The organism is Exiguobacterium sp. ZWU0009, assembly GCF_000798935.2.
Classification (GTDB): Bacteria; Bacillota; Bacilli; order Exiguobacteriales; family Exiguobacteriaceae; genus Exiguobacterium_A; species Exiguobacterium_A acetylicum.
In genome coordinates this window covers 1,603,355-1,617,410 of sequence record NZ_CP018057.1, presented here as the reverse complement: position 1 = coordinate 1,617,410, position 14,056 = coordinate 1,603,355, and the positions used below count along the sequence as shown (strand labels likewise).

Annotated in this window: 20 protein-coding genes; 10 read left to right on the top strand and 10 right to left on the bottom strand. The window is 48.4% G+C overall.

The genetic code is table 11. The features are described from left to right. Positions 1-8: 8 nt before the first annotated feature. The 4 genes from L985_RS08470 to L985_RS17035 all read right to left on the bottom strand — a co-directional run bounded on the left by L985_RS08470 (position 9) and on the right by L985_RS17035 (position 2,803). Positions 9-614: an HAD-IA family hydrolase gene (locus tag L985_RS08470; protein ID WP_047395254.1), complete on the bottom strand. Its 606-nt coding sequence runs from the start codon at positions 612-614 to the stop codon at positions 9-11. Continuing rightward, a complete protein-coding gene (locus tag L985_RS08465; RefSeq protein ID WP_047395257.1) occupies positions 586-1,497 on the bottom strand; it encodes a PhzF family phenazine biosynthesis protein in 912 nt (303 codons plus the stop codon). Before L985_RS08465 ends, L985_RS08470 begins: the two co-directional genes overlap by 29 nt. Continuing rightward, entirely contained in the window at positions 1,494-2,546 is a 1,053-nt protein-coding gene (locus L985_RS08460; RefSeq protein WP_047395260.1) for a flavin monoamine oxidase family protein, read from the bottom strand. Before L985_RS08460 ends, L985_RS08465 begins: the two co-directional genes overlap by 4 nt. 80 nt (positions 2,547-2,626) lie before the next feature. Then, positions 2,627-2,803 (bottom strand): hypothetical protein, encoded by a 177-nt coding sequence (locus L985_RS17035; RefSeq protein WP_169738094.1) that lies wholly within the window; start codon positions 2,801-2,803, stop codon positions 2,627-2,629. Between the two features lie 213 nt (positions 2,804-3,016). Between L985_RS17035 and L985_RS08455 the strand changes: the two genes are divergently transcribed. The 5 genes from L985_RS08455 (at position 3,017) to L985_RS08435 (ending at position 5,866) form a co-directional block, all read left to right on the top strand. Next, complete coding sequence (locus L985_RS08455; protein WP_051656262.1) at positions 3,017-3,298, top strand: hypothetical protein; 282 nt, start codon at positions 3,017-3,019, stop codon at positions 3,296-3,298. A 304-nt stretch (positions 3,299-3,602) separates the two neighbouring features. Continuing rightward, positions 3,603-3,809, top strand: coding sequence for a helix-turn-helix transcriptional regulator (locus L985_RS08450; protein WP_023468270.1), 207 nt, complete (start codon positions 3,603-3,605; stop codon positions 3,807-3,809). Beyond that, positions 3,809-4,270, top strand: a complete 462-nt coding sequence (locus tag L985_RS08445; RefSeq protein ID WP_029341664.1) for a hypothetical protein — start codon at positions 3,809-3,811, stop codon at positions 4,268-4,270. The genes L985_RS08450 and L985_RS08445 overlap by 1 nt, the downstream gene beginning before the upstream one ends. Before the next feature lie 283 nt (positions 4,271-4,553). Then, complete coding sequence (locus tag L985_RS08440; RefSeq protein ID WP_052169487.1) at positions 4,554-5,084, top strand: GNAT family N-acetyltransferase; 531 nt, start codon at positions 4,554-4,556, stop codon at positions 5,082-5,084. Next, positions 5,081-5,866, top strand: a complete 786-nt coding sequence (locus L985_RS08435) for an endonuclease/exonuclease/phosphatase family protein (protein WP_047395263.1) — start codon at positions 5,081-5,083, stop codon at positions 5,864-5,866. Before L985_RS08440 ends, L985_RS08435 begins: the two co-directional genes overlap by 4 nt. A gap of 40 nt (positions 5,867-5,906) precedes the next feature. On the opposite strand, the gene L985_RS08430 is transcribed toward L985_RS08435, so the two are convergent. The 3 genes from L985_RS08430 to L985_RS08420 all read right to left on the bottom strand — a co-directional run bounded on the left by L985_RS08430 (position 5,907) and on the right by L985_RS08420 (position 7,640). Further along, a complete protein-coding gene (locus L985_RS08430; protein ID WP_047395267.1) occupies positions 5,907-6,392 on the bottom strand; it encodes a YusW family protein in 486 nt (161 codons plus the stop codon). Continuing rightward, on the bottom strand, positions 6,389-7,006 hold the full coding sequence (locus tag L985_RS08425) for a flavodoxin family protein (RefSeq protein ID WP_047395270.1): 618 nt from the start codon (positions 7,004-7,006) through the stop codon (positions 6,389-6,391). The genes L985_RS08430 and L985_RS08425 overlap by 4 nt, the downstream gene beginning before the upstream one ends. 154 nt (positions 7,007-7,160) lie before the next feature. Beyond that, positions 7,161-7,640, bottom strand: a complete 480-nt coding sequence (locus L985_RS08420; protein ID WP_047395273.1) for a GNAT family N-acetyltransferase — start codon at positions 7,638-7,640, stop codon at positions 7,161-7,163. Positions 7,641-7,760: 120 nt separating this feature from the next. Between L985_RS08420 and L985_RS08415 the strand changes: the two genes are divergently transcribed. Next, positions 7,761-8,207 carry a MarR family winged helix-turn-helix transcriptional regulator gene (locus L985_RS08415; RefSeq protein WP_023468262.1) on the top strand — a complete coding sequence of 149 codons (447 nt, stop codon included), beginning with the start codon at positions 7,761-7,763 and terminating at the stop codon, positions 8,205-8,207. A 36-nt stretch (positions 8,208-8,243) separates the two neighbouring features. Next, entirely contained in the window at positions 8,244-9,512 is a 1,269-nt protein-coding gene (locus L985_RS08410) for an NAD(P)-binding domain-containing protein (protein ID WP_047395276.1), read from the top strand. Between the two features lie 21 nt (positions 9,513-9,533). Here L985_RS08410 and L985_RS08405 read toward each other — a convergent pair whose 3' ends face one another. Continuing rightward, positions 9,534-9,974: a VOC family protein gene (locus L985_RS08405; protein ID WP_047395279.1), complete on the bottom strand. Its 441-nt coding sequence runs from the start codon at positions 9,972-9,974 to the stop codon at positions 9,534-9,536. A 151-nt stretch (positions 9,975-10,125) separates the two neighbouring features. On the opposite strand from L985_RS08405, the gene L985_RS17195 reads away from it, so the two are divergent. Then, a complete protein-coding gene (locus L985_RS17195) occupies positions 10,126-10,365 on the top strand; it encodes a bacteriorhodopsin (protein ID WP_250637442.1) in 240 nt (79 codons plus the stop codon). Next, complete coding sequence (locus L985_RS08400) at positions 10,334-10,873, top strand: bacteriorhodopsin (protein WP_250637441.1); 540 nt, start codon at positions 10,334-10,336, stop codon at positions 10,871-10,873. Before L985_RS17195 ends, L985_RS08400 begins: the two co-directional genes overlap by 32 nt. A 250-nt stretch (positions 10,874-11,123) precedes the next feature. Here the strand turns inward: L985_RS08400 and L985_RS08395 are convergent, their stop codons facing one another. Continuing rightward, positions 11,124-11,546 (bottom strand): hypothetical protein, encoded by a 423-nt coding sequence (locus L985_RS08395; RefSeq protein WP_047395282.1) that lies wholly within the window; start codon positions 11,544-11,546, stop codon positions 11,124-11,126. Positions 11,547-11,627: 81 nt separating this feature from the next. On the opposite strand from L985_RS08395, the gene L985_RS08390 reads away from it, so the two are divergent. Next, positions 11,628-12,131 carry a DNA topology modulation protein gene (locus tag L985_RS08390; RefSeq protein ID WP_047395284.1) on the top strand — a complete coding sequence of 168 codons (504 nt, stop codon included), beginning with the start codon at positions 11,628-11,630 and terminating at the stop codon, positions 12,129-12,131. Positions 12,132-12,275: 144 nt separating this feature from the next. On the opposite strand, the gene L985_RS08385 is transcribed toward L985_RS08390, so the two are convergent. Continuing rightward, positions 12,276-13,982 (bottom strand): methyl-accepting chemotaxis protein, encoded by a 1,707-nt coding sequence (locus tag L985_RS08385; protein ID WP_047395287.1) that lies wholly within the window; start codon positions 13,980-13,982, stop codon positions 12,276-12,278. Between the last annotated feature and the right edge of the window lie 74 nt (positions 13,983-14,056).

Genomic DNA, 14,056 nt, shown 5'->3' with positions numbered 1-14,056 from the left:
GGCTGTTTTTATGTCAGTAACAATTCCTTTAATCGACCGGGCGACGTTATGGTATACGTCGCAACGGTCTGACTCGTATGTTCGGTTATCAAACACGTCTTGATACCGGCACGATGTCCGGCTAAGACGTCGAGTTCCCGGTCTCCAATCATGATCGTCTCGTCTCGTGCCATCTGGTGCCGATCGATCAAGTACGTGACAGCTTCCGGATCCGGTTTTCGGGCGAATCCATCCGGTGCCGTCAATACGTCTTGAAAATGATGCGTCATCCCATGTTTTGCAAGCAACGCATGAATCGATGTTCCGCGATGGGTGACGATATGATGCGTCGCACCTCTCGTCGATAACGCCTCTAGCAGTTCACGGATTCCGAGAAACGGTTCAGACTGTTCTTGTTCGATGATCATCTTTTGTTGCTTGTAGTTCAGAATGAATGGTTCGGACACACCAAACGCCTCATACGTCGTTTTTGCCGAGATCGCCATCAGCTCTGCTACTTGCTCGCGTTCAACCGTTCGCCCCTCACGCTCGAGTAATTCCACAAACACTTCGACTAACACTGGATACGTATCAAACAAGGTGCCGTCAAAATCCCAAATGAAGTGTTTTAACATCTGCCTCTTCCTTTCTCACTCTCTTGACGCCGACAAAGACGGCTTGCCCGTCCATCTCGACTTTCCATTGGCTGTGATCAAGACCTTCGCCAGAAATACGGATTCCGACATGACCGGGTCGTTCCATCTCGTGTCCTTGTTCGACGATGATCGCAGTTTCCGTTTCAAATGGCTGGATGAATTTTCGGTAATAGACACCCATCACACCACTCGCCGTTCCCGTAACCGGATCTTCGATGCTCCCTGCTCCTGTTGCCGAGAAGTGACGTCCGTGCATCGTCGCTTGTCGGTCATATGTATCGAGACAAATCGGATGAATCGAGGCTTGTGGGAGATCGGTCAACACGGTGGTAAAGCGTTGGTTATCCGGCACCATCCGGTGAAAGTCCTCAAGTCGACGAATCGGGAGGAGCAGTGTCCAGTTCCCAGTACTGCCGTATACGATTGGCCATCGGTCATCGAGATGTGTCAATTCGAGACCAATCGCGGCTAGAACGTGCTTTATGTCACCGTCAAACTGATGTAATTGTGGTTGTCCCAGTTGCAAGCGAAACATTCCGTTCGCTAAACGCATCACGGGCAAGATGCCTGACTTTGTCTCGATCTGACATGCCATAGATAAACGGATCTTTGAATCAAGTGCCGTCAATGCGGCAATCGTACCATGTCCGCATAAGTCCATTTCCCGTTCCGGTGCAAAGTAGCGCATGCGGTAGTCCGCTTGGTCGGATGACAGGACGAACGTCGTCTCGGTAAAGCCATTCGTACGCGCGATTCGTTGCATTTCCGACTCAGTCAATTGATCGGCGTCTAAGACGACCCCAGCTGGATTACCGCTTCCTGGCGTCGTCGTGAACACATCATAATGTAGCGTCTCGATCATTTTTTTACTCCTCTCTTTTCTAAATAGCGTTCAACGGATCGTATGGCCCCTTCTAAGTGTCCACCATGACTCGGATCGGTCTCTGTCCCAATCAGTGAAATCGCTGCATGCTCCATTCCGAGATTGATAGCATGATATGCCGGGAAATCCACGAGCGGTGCTGCATCAGCTCGTGTTGCTGTCCAACTATCCGTCGACCAGTCTTTATACGCCCAACCAATCGACTGACGCGCTTGTTCACCGAATAGACGAACCAGCTGCGCGAGTACGGTTTCCTTGATTTCCGCCTCGGTCAATAACTGTCGTTCACGTGCCGGTGTCCGGAAAAAACCGAACAACGCTCCTGGTCCGTCTTGTGGGGAAGCGTCATGAATCTCTTGCACCATCCCAGTCCAGCTGATTGCCTGACCGGACCAGCCCGAATCACGCCAAAACGGTCTCTCGTAAAGAATCAGACATTTAGCTTGCTGCGCCATCCAAGTCGGTAATGCTTCAAGTTCACCCAGAACTGCTTCAGGTAAAGCTGGCATATACGATAATGTTGCCGCTAGACGCGGTGGTAGTGCGAGGACGATCTCGTCGTACGGTTGACTTTTCCTTCCTGAACTGACGAGAATCCGGTTCGTGACATCAATTTGGCTGATCGGAGACTTGAGTCGAATCGTTCCCGGTGTGAGTCGTGCAGCAAGTGCCGTAGCAACGGAGCGGATTCCGTCACGAAGGCGAAGCGCCGTCGGTTGATTCGCAACCAGATGTGACTCGATTCCGTCAGCCCGTTCTAGTCGAAGCGTTCCCGTCGCATATTGTTCCAGTGTCGGTAAATCGAATCGATGGATCAAATCGACCATCAGTGGTTCACTGTCCGGCCAAAACCAAGTCGGTCCAAGATCAAACGCATATGCTTGCCCGGCTAGGTCGAAATCGACTGTCTCGATTCTACCGCCGATTCGGTCACGTGCTTCATAGATCGTCACGTCGTGTCCAAGTTCCTGCATACGCGTCGCGAGATACAAACCACTGATTCCTGCTCCTATGATGGCAACGTTCATTTCACTTCATCCTCTCGATTTGAGATACTTGTTTTAGTATACCGGAACACGCGAAAAAACAAGGACGAAACGTCCTTGCCTTAGGATGATTGCATTTGCTGCCAGTCGTCTTCTTCATAAATCGATTGAACCCATTCGATCGAAACATACAAGGATCGGGCAATCGCTTCGTCCGTCTTCCCCAGTTTTCGCAACAGATGGACGATCCGAATCCTTCGTTCGAGCTCCCGGTCATCCGGTATCAGTTCAGGCATCATCTTCTCTTCTCCTCTCCACTGAATCGGCGATGGCGTTTTCAACAGAATACCCGATAATTATCTGAATATTCCGATTGATGTGCAGAAGCGAGGATTTTTGATAAAGTTCAGGGATAGATAACAGAAAGGAATCCCTCGCTTTTTGTAGAAACATATTGAATAGGCGCAACAGTAGGATTTCTTGCGTCAACCAAACAGAATAGGAGCATGCATATGATTAAACGTAAAGCACTATTTCGCCTGTCGATCGGCTTGCTGCTGATGGGTGTCTTTGGCGGTATCCTTTTAGATGCCATCGGCTTCTTTCCGCACGCGACAGCTTACTTATTGAGCATCCCGATTGCTTCGAATAGCACGGAATTTTGGCTAGGATGGATTTTATCCGGTATGACGATCACTGGGCTGATCACGCTTTTCTTATCCTTACGTTATCATCAGGGATGGACGACGTTCGCCTGTCTCATGGCTGTCATTTTGACACCTTACGCATTTTAATGTTCACGTGGGCTTCAGATGACTGATCCTAAAAAATGACGCGTCTTTTCACGCCCTTTCCTCAGGCGAGACACAAGCCAGAGCGACCCTGCAGCGAAGCGGTGCGATGCTTGTCCTAGGAAAACGATTCGAGATGAACAAAAAAGCGCAATCCTTTTCGTTTTTAAAAAAAATTACGCTTTGTTTTCAGTCTGAGGAGTTGACTTTTGAGTCAGCTCCATTTTTTACATACATGACGTAAAGTCTACTTTACAAAATGTAAACCTGACTTTACAATGTAAACAACTGGAAAGGAGGTCGTCAGATGAAACTGACGAACCATGTCCGCCTCTATCGTCAACAGCACAAGTGGACACAAGAGCAGTTCGCTGAACGAATCGGTGTGACACGACAAACCGTCATCTCACTTGAAAAAGGAAGCTATACGCCGTCGCTCTTACTCGCGATGCAGATTGCCCGCGTCTTTGATTGCCCGATCGAGGAACTATTTCAATTAGAGGAGGAATCCTGATGAAACGTGTCGTCACTCAATCTTTACTTAATTGTTGTCTCTACTTTTTAGCTGCTTATCTCATTAGTGCCATTCATGCTAATCTGCAGTTATTTCAAGATGATCCTGTATCCGGTACGGGATTGTCGCTGAAATTAGATGTAATGGTTATCCTTCCAGTGCTAGTGATTGCGATAGTCCTTTCGATCGTCAGCTATTTCTTACGAGAAGACCGTACACGTTCGTTCGCGACAGCAGAATTTTCCGACTCCGATGAACGTGAGGCACTGATCACCGGTAAAGCAACTCGTGCCGCGTATGTTGCTTTTATGATCAGCCTTCCCGTCCTAATGATTGCCTTTTTGTTCGAGCAACCGTTACTTCAACTGTATCCAGCGTTTCCGTTCTATGCGATTGCTATTATCTTATCGATCGGAACACTTACGTACATGTCAGCTTGGATCGTGCACGTCCGGCGTTAAAATCATTTGTTGAACACATCATGGAGGGTGATTCATAAATTATTCTCTGCAAAGATAAGGGTGACAGAATAATCATCTATCATCCTTATCTCGTAAAAAAATGACTCGTCACACGCAACTCCGATAGGAAAAAGTGCAAAAAGGCGAATCATTCTTTTTTTGAGTCACCCTTTCGTATTGTTCTGACCCTAATTGAATTTTCATTTCTTCTCTCCTTAAATTTACAAATGATACCATTCCTGCCATAATGATAGCATATTCCATCTAGAACGGAGGATTACATATGCAGACGATGCACCACTCGTTCGATACGCAACGGTACCAGATTCGACCGGCTCGACTCAGTGACGCTGAAGCCCTCGCTGAATTACGCCAAACGCTCGATGCGGAAACGGAATACTTCGACCGGATGCCTGGTGAGGACGTGATGACGGCGACGGATTTCGCAGATCAGTTACGTAATTCCTCGGTTCCGGATCGCATCCTCGTCGTCGAGCGCGATGGACGACTCATCGCCTACGCCCGGTGTCGTGGTTTTCATTTAAAACGTTTCGCGCACAAGGCATCATTTGGACTCGGTGTACTTCAATCCGACTGGGGGCAAGGAATCGGTACGCAACTGATGGAACGGATGATTGCTTGGGCAAAAGCGCAATCCCTGCAAAAAATTCAGCTCGGAGTCGTCGAGACGAACCTCGGCGCTGTTCGTCTCTATCAGCGACATGGATTTCAGGAAGAAGGACGACTGCGTCATGACCGGTTACTATCGGACGGTTGCTTTTACGATACGGTTCTGATGGGCTTACAGCTATGAGTCTTTCGTTATCGATTGCGACATATAACATTTGGCATCACACGCACAAACGACAAGAACGGTTCGAGGCGTTGTGCGCGGAGATCAAGCAACATCAACCGGACATTCTCCTCCTACAAGAAGTCATGTCGACCTTCCATCCGGATGAACCATTCATCTCGATTGCCGAGCATCTTGCAGAGGCGACTGGTTATCCTTATTGGATGATGGATCCTTACATGGATTCACCGGATGAAGGACTTGCCATTCTGACGAAATTACCGTTCGAACGAACGGATTCGAGTGCCGCTGCGACAGCAAACATCAACCACCACTGTGCGATTCGGATTCCGTTTTCGATTGACGGTGTTCGTTTTGCCGTGACAAACATTCATTTCAATTGGCGTGCTTCAGACATCCGTCTCGATCAACTTCGATTCGTCAACGAATGGATTGCCTCACAGACGGATGACACGACGATCGAGTTCTTAGGCGGTGACTTTAATGACTTTCCGGAGTCTCCCCTGCATCGGGTCGCATTACACAAGTGGGTCGATCTTGCTGACAGTTACGCGACGCGAACCGGTCAACTCGCTGCAACGACTTTAAATCCCGTGACAAACCCTTATGCCAAAAAGAATGACGGCGTCACGACACCTTCCCGGTACGATTGGTTACTCTGTCAGCGTTCGCCTCTACCTGTGACCTTACAGCACGTCCAGCTGATCGGAGAACATCGACTGCCGCATCACTTTGTACCGAGCGATCATTACGGTGTCCTCGCTCATGTGACGCTACACTAAGACAATAGGTCTACACCCGTTACGGGCGCAGACCTATTGTTTATTTTTTATATTCTTTTTCGGTTCCGTCTGAGAATTCGATTTCAACCTCTAAGCGGGAAGCATCTTGAATCGCAAACACACGTTCAACCTCACTGATGACCTCATTTTCAGATGTATCCGCATCAATCTTTAAGTTCTTGAACTTCGCGTCGAGTTCCGCCATCGCGTCGTCTCCTTGCTTTTGCTCCCCTTTATAGCGATATTCCGCTTCCGTTCCGTCATTATCCCGGTCATAACTAATATCAATGGCATCGTTATCCCCTTCAACGTCCGCTTCAATCGACAGACTGTTGAAGCCATAATCCGTGTCGGCATTTTTTGTCACCGTATCTTTGTCTTGCATCGTGTCGTCGGTCGTGTTCGAGTTCGTTGATCCTTCTTCGACCTTGTCCGTCGACGTTTCGTCATTTCCGCAACCCGCCAACATTAAACTCATAGCGAACAACGTTGCGACACCGTATCCTGTTAAACGTTGTCTCTTCATTCCATCACATTCCCTTCTGCTGGAATCGGATGCTCATTTAACATCTTGGCAAAATGGTATAGGTTGGCAGCTAAAAACTGTGCGTGTCGCTTCGTAAAATCATTCTCCCGTCCTGCTTCGATGTACGATGGTCCTGGTCCCGCTTCACCGACCCAGTAAGCATCGACGTTCGGCGGAATCGTAAAGCCGATATGCGACAGACCGTACAAGATGGAAGCAGACGCATGTTTAGCTCCATCTTCATTCCCCGTGACAATGACGCCACCGACCTTGTTGTAGTAGATCGCTTGTCCAAGATCGTTCGTCAGGCCGCTCCCTCCGTACAATCGTTCAATGACTTGCGTCGCAACACTACTTTTTTCACCCAGCCAGAGCGGTGTTCCGATGACAACGATGTCGGCTCGTTTCACTTTTTCGAAAATCACGGGCCATTCATCCCCGTTGCCTTCGTCTTCCGTGACGCCGAACGCCACTTGGTGATCGACGATCCGGACAATTTCTGAAGTGACGTCCTCCTGTTTCCAATATGCGATCACGTCACGGATCAGCGCCTCCGTATTCGATGGTTCATGTGATGCTTTTAAGGTGCAGTTCAAGAATAAGGCATGCAACATCCTTCCATCCTCCTCTGTCATTTTAGGTAGTATCATTCGTCTTTAATACTTCCCTTCTTCCATTGACGGATAAACTAAAAAACCTTCGCTTCAGCGAAGGCAGATCATGGTAGAAGAATTGAATTGAAAAATCAAACGTGTAAACATCGTTTTATTATTGGAGGTCATTTCGTCGCTCTACTAACAATGTGTCTCGCCAGACACCATGATGCTGTGCGATGGCACGTCGTCGACCGACTAGTTCGAACCCAAGTCGCTCATGCAGCCGTCTGCTTGCGATGTTTTCTGGGAACATGTGTGATTGAAGCGTCCATATCCCGTTGACGTCCGCATAGGTGATCAATGCCTCCATTAAGAATCGTCCACCGCCGAGTCCTCGAGCGGAACGCTCTAGATATATACTGACTTCTCGTACGCCACGATAGACATAACGTTCAGAAACACGTCCCAGTTTAGCCCAGCCAATCACTTTTCCTCCTTGCTCTAGAACGAATCGTTCAGATTGCGTCACCGTTCTCCACCACTCTTGCTCATGAATCATCGTTTCGAACGTCGCGTTCCCTTCTTCTACTCCTTGATGATAGATGGCTAACACAGTGCTACGATCTTTCTCTTCCATCGAACGAACAAGCATCGAATTCCCCTTTCCTTATTAACGACTGAATATGAGAAAATCATATATTTATTATTTGCAATTTGCAAGTTTATATCGTATAACTGATTCATAAGCAAAATAGAGAAAGGAGAGCTATACATGAATGAAACTCGTGAATTATTTCAAACGTTCACCCGGCGCTTCGGATTATTGAATAAGAATTGTTGTGCCGTCCTAGATGAAGAGATATCTCTCGTTCAAAGTCATCTGCTGTATCAGGTTGCCAAACATCCTGACTCCGCAATGCAAGAAATTGCGGACCAACTCGCTCTTGATATCACTACGTTCAGCAGACAAGTACAAACATTGATTAAGCGGGATCTACTCGTAAAGCGTCCCGCGATCAACGATCGGCGAATTCACCTACTTCGCCTGTCCGAGAAAGGATTACGTGTTGCTCAAGCCATTGACGAAGAGATGAACACGTATCTTGATTCCATCTTCTCATCAATGACTTCCTTCGAAAAAGCACATGTCCTCCAGGCAATCGACTTGCTGAACACGAAGATGGGCGAGAGTGACGTCTGCTGTAAACCATGTCTCTAATACTTGCAACTTACAAATAAAGAGGAGGTTTTATTCATGTCATACGCTTCTTCCCACCCCATCGTCATCATCGGTGCCGGTCCGATCGGTCTTGCAGCTGCAGCTCAACTTGTAGTGGAAGGTCAATCGTTTTTACTATTTGAGAAAGGTCCTTCGATTGCCCACCATATCAAACAATGGGAACACGTTCGGATGTTTTCGACGTGGCAATACAATATTAGTGACGCAGCACGTCACTTGCTCGAGCTGACGGACTGGATTGCACCAGCAAACGATACTGTGCCGACCGGAACTGAATTGATCAAACAATACCTTGCTCCACTTGCTGCATTACCGGAAATTGCTCCCTCTCTACATTTCCAACATGAGATTCTCTCGATCTCACGGGCAGGTCTAGACAAGATGACAAATGCCTCACGTGAAGTAACGCCGTTCGAATTAGTCATAGATACGCCGAATGGTCGTAAACATATTCTCGCTCGCGCGGTCATCGATGCGTCTGGAGTCCTCGGGCGACCAAACCCTGCAATCTGTTCCGGACATCGAGTCGAAATTGAGCAGAACTTACCTGTCCGGTATTCGATCGTAGATGCGAAACGTGATACTGTTGTTTTCGCTAATCAATCCGTCGCTGTCATCGGTAGCGGGCACTCGGCTTTGAACTCGCTCCTTGAACTCGTTTCCATTAAAGCACAACATCCTGAAACGGAGATTCATTGGATCCTTCGCAAATCGGACCCCGTTCAAGCTTACGGAGGAGAAGACAAGGATGCACTGGAAGGTCGCGGAGCACTCGGTTCGCGTATCCGTCAGCTCGTTGAACGAGATCAGATTAGGGTTCACTCCAGCTTCAAGACCCGATCCATTGAATCGAAAGGGAAGTCGTTTGACATCACTGCTCAAGATGGTCGGACCCTTCATCACATCGATCAGTTGATCGTCAACGCAGGAAGTCGACCCGACTTTTCGTTCCTCGAGGAAGTACGGCTTGACATCGACCCTGTCACCGAGAGTAGTCGAATACTTGCTCCTCTGATTGATCCGAACCTTCATAGTTGCGGAACTGTCCGTCCACATGGAGAAGCGGAGTTACGTCATCCAGATCTCGGACTTTATCTGGTCGGTGCAAAAAGTTACGGTCGTGCTCCGACCTTCCTGCTTGCGACCGGTTATGAACAAGTTCGATCAGTCGTTGCTTTTCTTGTCGGAGACGAGGCACGTGCCAAGCAGGTCAAGTTATCATTACCGGAGACGGGTGTGTGCAACGTTTCCCTGCCACAATCATCGACTTCCTGTTGTTCTTAAAAAATATACATCGGACCAGTCTTAGACAGGTCCGATTTTTTCTGCCAACTCAATGATCACGCCTTCTGGTCCTCTTACGTAACATAGGCGATACTCATTTTCGTAATTCGCGACGTCGCCAATCGACTGATATCCATTGTCCGCTAAACGTTCGACGAGCGCGGCGAGTGCCGTTACTTCAAAACAGAGATGACGCAATCCACCTGCGTCGACGGATTGGATCATGGAAGCCGTGTCACGCGGGTGTTTAAATCGAACGAGTTCAAGCCAGATTGCTTCACATGGTAATCCGAGTGCAGCACACTCCGTCTCCGCTCCCTCTAAATTTAATAAACGATCGAGTAACTCTCCTTTCATCTCCCATCGTCCGCGTACTTCGAGACCACAAAGCGAAAAAAAGTGAATCGCTTCTTCTAGGTTCAAGACGTTCAGACTGATATGATCCATTCGTTTACTCGGCATTCGTCACTCCTCCTCAAGTGTGTCGAAATGTTGTCAAATCGTTGATAGACTGCACATCAAGAGCGTTTCGACATGGTGTCTGAAGTTTGTATCGTCAGTAAAATAAAAGTATGAAAGGTCGTGTCCACTTACGAAAAGGAGTCGAAACAACATGGAAGACGTCAATCTCCTCGTCCTTGCGACCCAGTACATGTTCTGGATCGGATTCGTCGGAATGGCCGCCGGTACGCTCTATTTTCTCGTCGAACGAAATTCCCTTGCCCCGGAATACCGCTCGACCGCAACAGTCGCTGCACTCGTCACGTTCGTAGCTGCGATTCATTATTATTTCATGAAGCAAGCTGTCGGGGGAATCCGGTTTGTTGTCGGAGATCGATGGCTTTCCGACTGAAATCCGCTACATCGATTGGCTTGTGACGACACCTCTCTTACTGATCAAGTTTCCGCTGTTGCTCGGTTTAAAAGGTGGGAAAGGGCGTTCCCTTCTAACGAAACTCGTCATCGACGACATCATCATGATCATCGGTGGGTATATCGGAGAGTCGTCCATCAATTTAGCGGGTGGCTTCACACAACTCGGTCTTTGGGCATACGTCGTCGGTTGTATCGCATGGTTTTATATTATTTATCTCTTGTTCACGAACGTCACGAAAGCCGCTGAAGATAAGCCTGCCCCGATTCGCAAAGCCTTGCTGCAAATGCGCTTGTTCATCTTGATCGGATGGGCGATCTATCCGGTCGGTTACGCCGTCACCTTATTTGCACCCGGCATCGAGGTGCAGCTCGTCCGCGAATTGATCTATAACTTCGCTGACTTGATCAATAAGGTCGGATTTGGTCTGATTGCCTTCTTCGCTGTCAAAACGATGTCCGCAACGCAAAAATTGAAATCCACTTAATTAAAAGGGGCTGACTCAAAAGTCAGTCTCTACAAAGATAAGGGTGGCAGAATAATGATCTGCCTCCCTTATTTAGTAACAAAAAGAATGACACGTCACACGCCACTCCTACAGGAACAAGCGCATTTATGCGCTGTCAGAGACGAACAAGACCCGCTTTCCTGCTTCAATGAAGCAGGAAAGCTGGCTTGTGTCTCGCCTGAGGAAAGGGCGTGAAAAGACGCGTCATTCTTTTTTTGAGTCAGCCTCTTCATTTGAATTCATGCTGTAAATCCTGTGGAAATCCTCCGTTTTTAAAGATAAAACTTGAAAGCCTAATCCGGTTCCCATCCATATCTAGAAAATAAGTTACGTCAGGTTCATTTGCAAATTCGACTTCGATTGAAGCCGGATTCGCCGAAGACTCATACGAAAATTTTTGTGTTTTTGTAGTGTAGACTTCATCCGGGAATCGACGTGCTAGTTCTATCTTAAGCAATTTCTCATCCTCAGCAATCTGCTGATTGACGAGCGTCGGTCGGATGTACCAAAAGGAACTGCACCCGATTGCCACCAACCCAAGTAAAATCAAGCCATACCGCTTCCATCGCCGCGGCAGGAATATCACGCCGCAACCGATTACGAGTAGTGTAAAAACGATCGTCATCCCTTCGATTATGAAATTCGGTACCATCTCATTCACTCCTTTCGTTCTATCCTCGACTAGAAAACCATGTTATGATCAATTCCTATGACAAAAAATAGGAGGTGTTGCATGCGAAAAATCATCTTGATTGGTTCCGGCGGATCCGGTAAATCGACGCTTGCCCGCGAGATGGGCAAAAAACTCGGTTATCCCGTCGATCATCTCGACACCTTATTATGGCGTCCGAACTGGGAGGCGGTTTCGCGTGAGGAGCAACGCCAGATTCAACACATGCTCACGTCGCGCGACACGTGGATCATCGACGGCAACTACGGTGGAACGCTTGACTTACGAATCAAAGCCGCGGATACAATCATCTTCCTTGATCTACCGCGGACACTCTGTCTGTACCGGGCACTGAAACGGACGTGGCGCTACCGCAAGACCGGTCGACCGGATATGGCAGCAGACTGTCCGGAGAAACTATCGTTTGATTTTTTGAAATGGATTTGGCGTTTCCCGATTGATAAGCGACCAAGTATCCTTTCAACGCTTAAAGCGACGTCCGATAAACAAATCATTCATTTGACGTCGCGCCGTGCTGTCAAACAGTTTCTTCAATCACTTTCATAATATCCATCCACCGATTGCCTTGCATCATCCTTACTTAACATGTACATACGACGCCACGTGCTTACTCCCCTGCTTGTTTTCCATTCATTACCACAAATAAAAAAACGACCATGATGGATTACCTCATGGTCGTCGTTCAATATCTTACACGGTGAATCTGCCTGTGACTTGTTTTAAATCATCTGCCATCGTCGCGAGTGATTGGGACGCGGATGAGATTTCTTCCATCGACGCCATCTGCTCCTCGGTCGAAGCGGAGATGTTTTGTGTTCCAGCAGCAGTCCCTTCCGTCACTGCTTGAATTGTTCGCATGACGGAGGCGATCTGCTCACTCGCTGCCGCCATTTCCTGTACGGCACCGGACACTTCTTCGACGTGCCCTGTCACGTCGGTGATTGCTGTCTCGATTTCTGAGAATGAGGCACCGGCTTGATCGACGACGGCAATTCCACTCGTCATCTCAGTTGAGACTTTCTCCATCGAGGCGACCGATGCTTCCGTCTCTTGTTGAATGACCCGAATCAACGACTCGATCTGTTTTGCCGAGACCGCCGACTGCTCAGCGAGCGTCTTGACTTCCGCTGCGACGACGGCGAATCCGCGTCCTTGTTCGCCAGCACGTGCTGCTTCGATTGCTGCGTTTAACGCGAGCAAGTTCGTCTGTGCCGCGACACCTTTGATCGAATCCGTGATTTGTCCGATTTCCTGCGATCGGTTACCAAGACCGTCAATGACGTGGCTCAGTCGAGAAACATCTTCTTGAATCCGTCCCATTTGGGTACCGAGTGTTCCGACGACTTGACCACCGAGTGCGACTTTTTCCATCGCATCCGCTGTGCGTTCCGTCATTTGTTGGGCATTACCGGCGACGTAACGGACCGACGTCGTCAACTCCTCGATCGTCCGTGAGGCATCCGATACTTGATGCAATTGTTGACTAGCACCGCTTGCCATCTCTTCCATCGTCACGGCGACCATTTCCGTCGCTTTCGTCGTCGATTCCGCGTTGACGCTTAACTCATCCGATGCGACAGCGACACGGTCAGCCGTACCCGTTAGTTCAAGCACGACTTGTTGCTGTGACGCAATCATCTCGTTGAAGGACGTCGTCAACTGTCCAAGCTCGTCTTTTGAGTCGTATGTTCCACGGACGGTCAAGTCCCCGTTCCCCGATTGATCCATCCATCCTTGCAATTGACGAATCGGACGAGTGATGAGACGTGTAATGTACATTGCAAGTCCTGCAAACAAGAGGACCGCGAGTAAAAAGATGCCGAGCATTAAGTAAAAGGCCGTTTGTTTTTCTGCTTGATTCTGAGCGTCAAGCATCTTCGCTTGCTTCGTCATCGAAGCCATCAACGACTTCGCAGAATCCGCGACGTTATCCCGGACTTGTTCCAGACCTTGCGTATACGCCGTATAGGCTTCCTCAGTCTCGTTGCGCGTCGCCGCATCCTGGACGATCGTCATCGAATTATCATAGGCGAGGACGTTATCCTTTAATTCTTCAAGCTGTTTCTTTTCTTTGGCATCGAAATGCCCTGTTTTTTCGACCTTCGTGACCGACGAACGAATCTGCGCCTGACGCGTATCGATCTCAGCTTGCAGTTCCGTGACCCGCGTCTCGTCCTTCGTTAACATCATCTCGACTAAAAAAGAATCGAGCGCGCGTGTATCGATCCGGATTTGAGCTACTTCCTGGATCGGTATTAAGTTTTTCTGATACATCGCTCGGGAAGCATTCGACATCTGATTTAAGAAATAAAGTCCTGCTCCCGCAATCAAAAGCATCGCAACGACGGCTGTTGCGATCAAAGCTTGTATCTTCCGTCTGACTGACATGTGTTTCATTCCATCCCCTCCCGTTTTTGTTATCGGTTTAAGAATGAAAAAGTTGACTATTTTTTCAATATTCCCATACTTTA

Excerpts from the sequence above, each read along its gene's own strand:
- L985_RS08425 (WP_047395270.1), bottom strand. The coding sequence starts at position 7,006 with ATGTTGCATGCCTTATTCTTGAACTGCACCTTAAAAGCATCACATGAA.
- L985_RS08395 (WP_047395282.1), bottom strand. The coding sequence starts at position 11,546 with ATGGTACCGAATTTCATAATCGAAGGGATGACGATCGTTTTTACACTA.
- L985_RS08435 (WP_047395263.1), top strand. The coding sequence starts at position 5,081 with ATGAGTCTTTCGTTATCGATTGCGACATATAACATTTGGCATCACACG.
- L985_RS08390 (WP_047395284.1), top strand. The coding sequence starts at position 11,628 with ATGCGAAAAATCATCTTGATTGGTTCCGGCGGATCCGGTAAATCGACG.
- L985_RS08415 (WP_023468262.1), top strand. The coding sequence starts at position 7,761 with ATGAATGAAACTCGTGAATTATTTCAAACGTTCACCCGGCGCTTCGGA.
- L985_RS08465 (WP_047395257.1), bottom strand. The coding sequence starts at position 1,497 with ATGATCGAGACGCTACATTATGATGTGTTCACGACGACGCCAGGAAGC.
- L985_RS08430 (WP_047395267.1), bottom strand. The coding sequence starts at position 6,392 with ATGAAGAGACAACGTTTAACAGGATACGGTGTCGCAACGTTGTTCGCT.
- L985_RS08440 (WP_052169487.1), top strand. The coding sequence starts at position 4,554 with ATGCAGACGATGCACCACTCGTTCGATACGCAACGGTACCAGATTCGA.
- L985_RS08405 (WP_047395279.1), bottom strand. The coding sequence starts at position 9,974 with ATGCCGAGTAAACGAATGGATCATATCAGTCTGAACGTCTTGAACCTA.
- L985_RS08450 (WP_023468270.1), top strand. The coding sequence starts at position 3,603 with ATGAAACTGACGAACCATGTCCGCCTCTATCGTCAACAGCACAAGTGG.
- L985_RS08410 (WP_047395276.1), top strand. The coding sequence starts at position 8,244 with ATGTCATACGCTTCTTCCCACCCCATCGTCATCATCGGTGCCGGTCCG.
- L985_RS08420 (WP_047395273.1), bottom strand. The coding sequence starts at position 7,640 with ATGCTTGTTCGTTCGATGGAAGAGAAAGATCGTAGCACTGTGTTAGCC.
- L985_RS08460 (WP_047395260.1), bottom strand. The coding sequence starts at position 2,546 with ATGAACGTTGCCATCATAGGAGCAGGAATCAGTGGTTTGTATCTCGCG.
- L985_RS08455 (WP_051656262.1), top strand. The coding sequence starts at position 3,017 with ATGATTAAACGTAAAGCACTATTTCGCCTGTCGATCGGCTTGCTGCTG.
- L985_RS17035 (WP_169738094.1), bottom strand. The coding sequence starts at position 2,803 with ATGATGCCTGAACTGATACCGGATGACCGGGAGCTCGAACGAAGGATT.
- L985_RS08470 (WP_047395254.1), bottom strand. The coding sequence starts at position 614 with ATGTTAAAACACTTCATTTGGGATTTTGACGGCACCTTGTTTGATACG.
- L985_RS08445 (WP_029341664.1), top strand. The coding sequence starts at position 3,809 with ATGAAACGTGTCGTCACTCAATCTTTACTTAATTGTTGTCTCTACTTT.
- L985_RS17195 (WP_250637442.1), top strand. The coding sequence starts at position 10,126 with ATGGAAGACGTCAATCTCCTCGTCCTTGCGACCCAGTACATGTTCTGG.
- L985_RS08385 (WP_047395287.1), bottom strand. The coding sequence starts at position 13,982 with ATGAAACACATGTCAGTCAGACGGAAGATACAAGCTTTGATCGCAACA.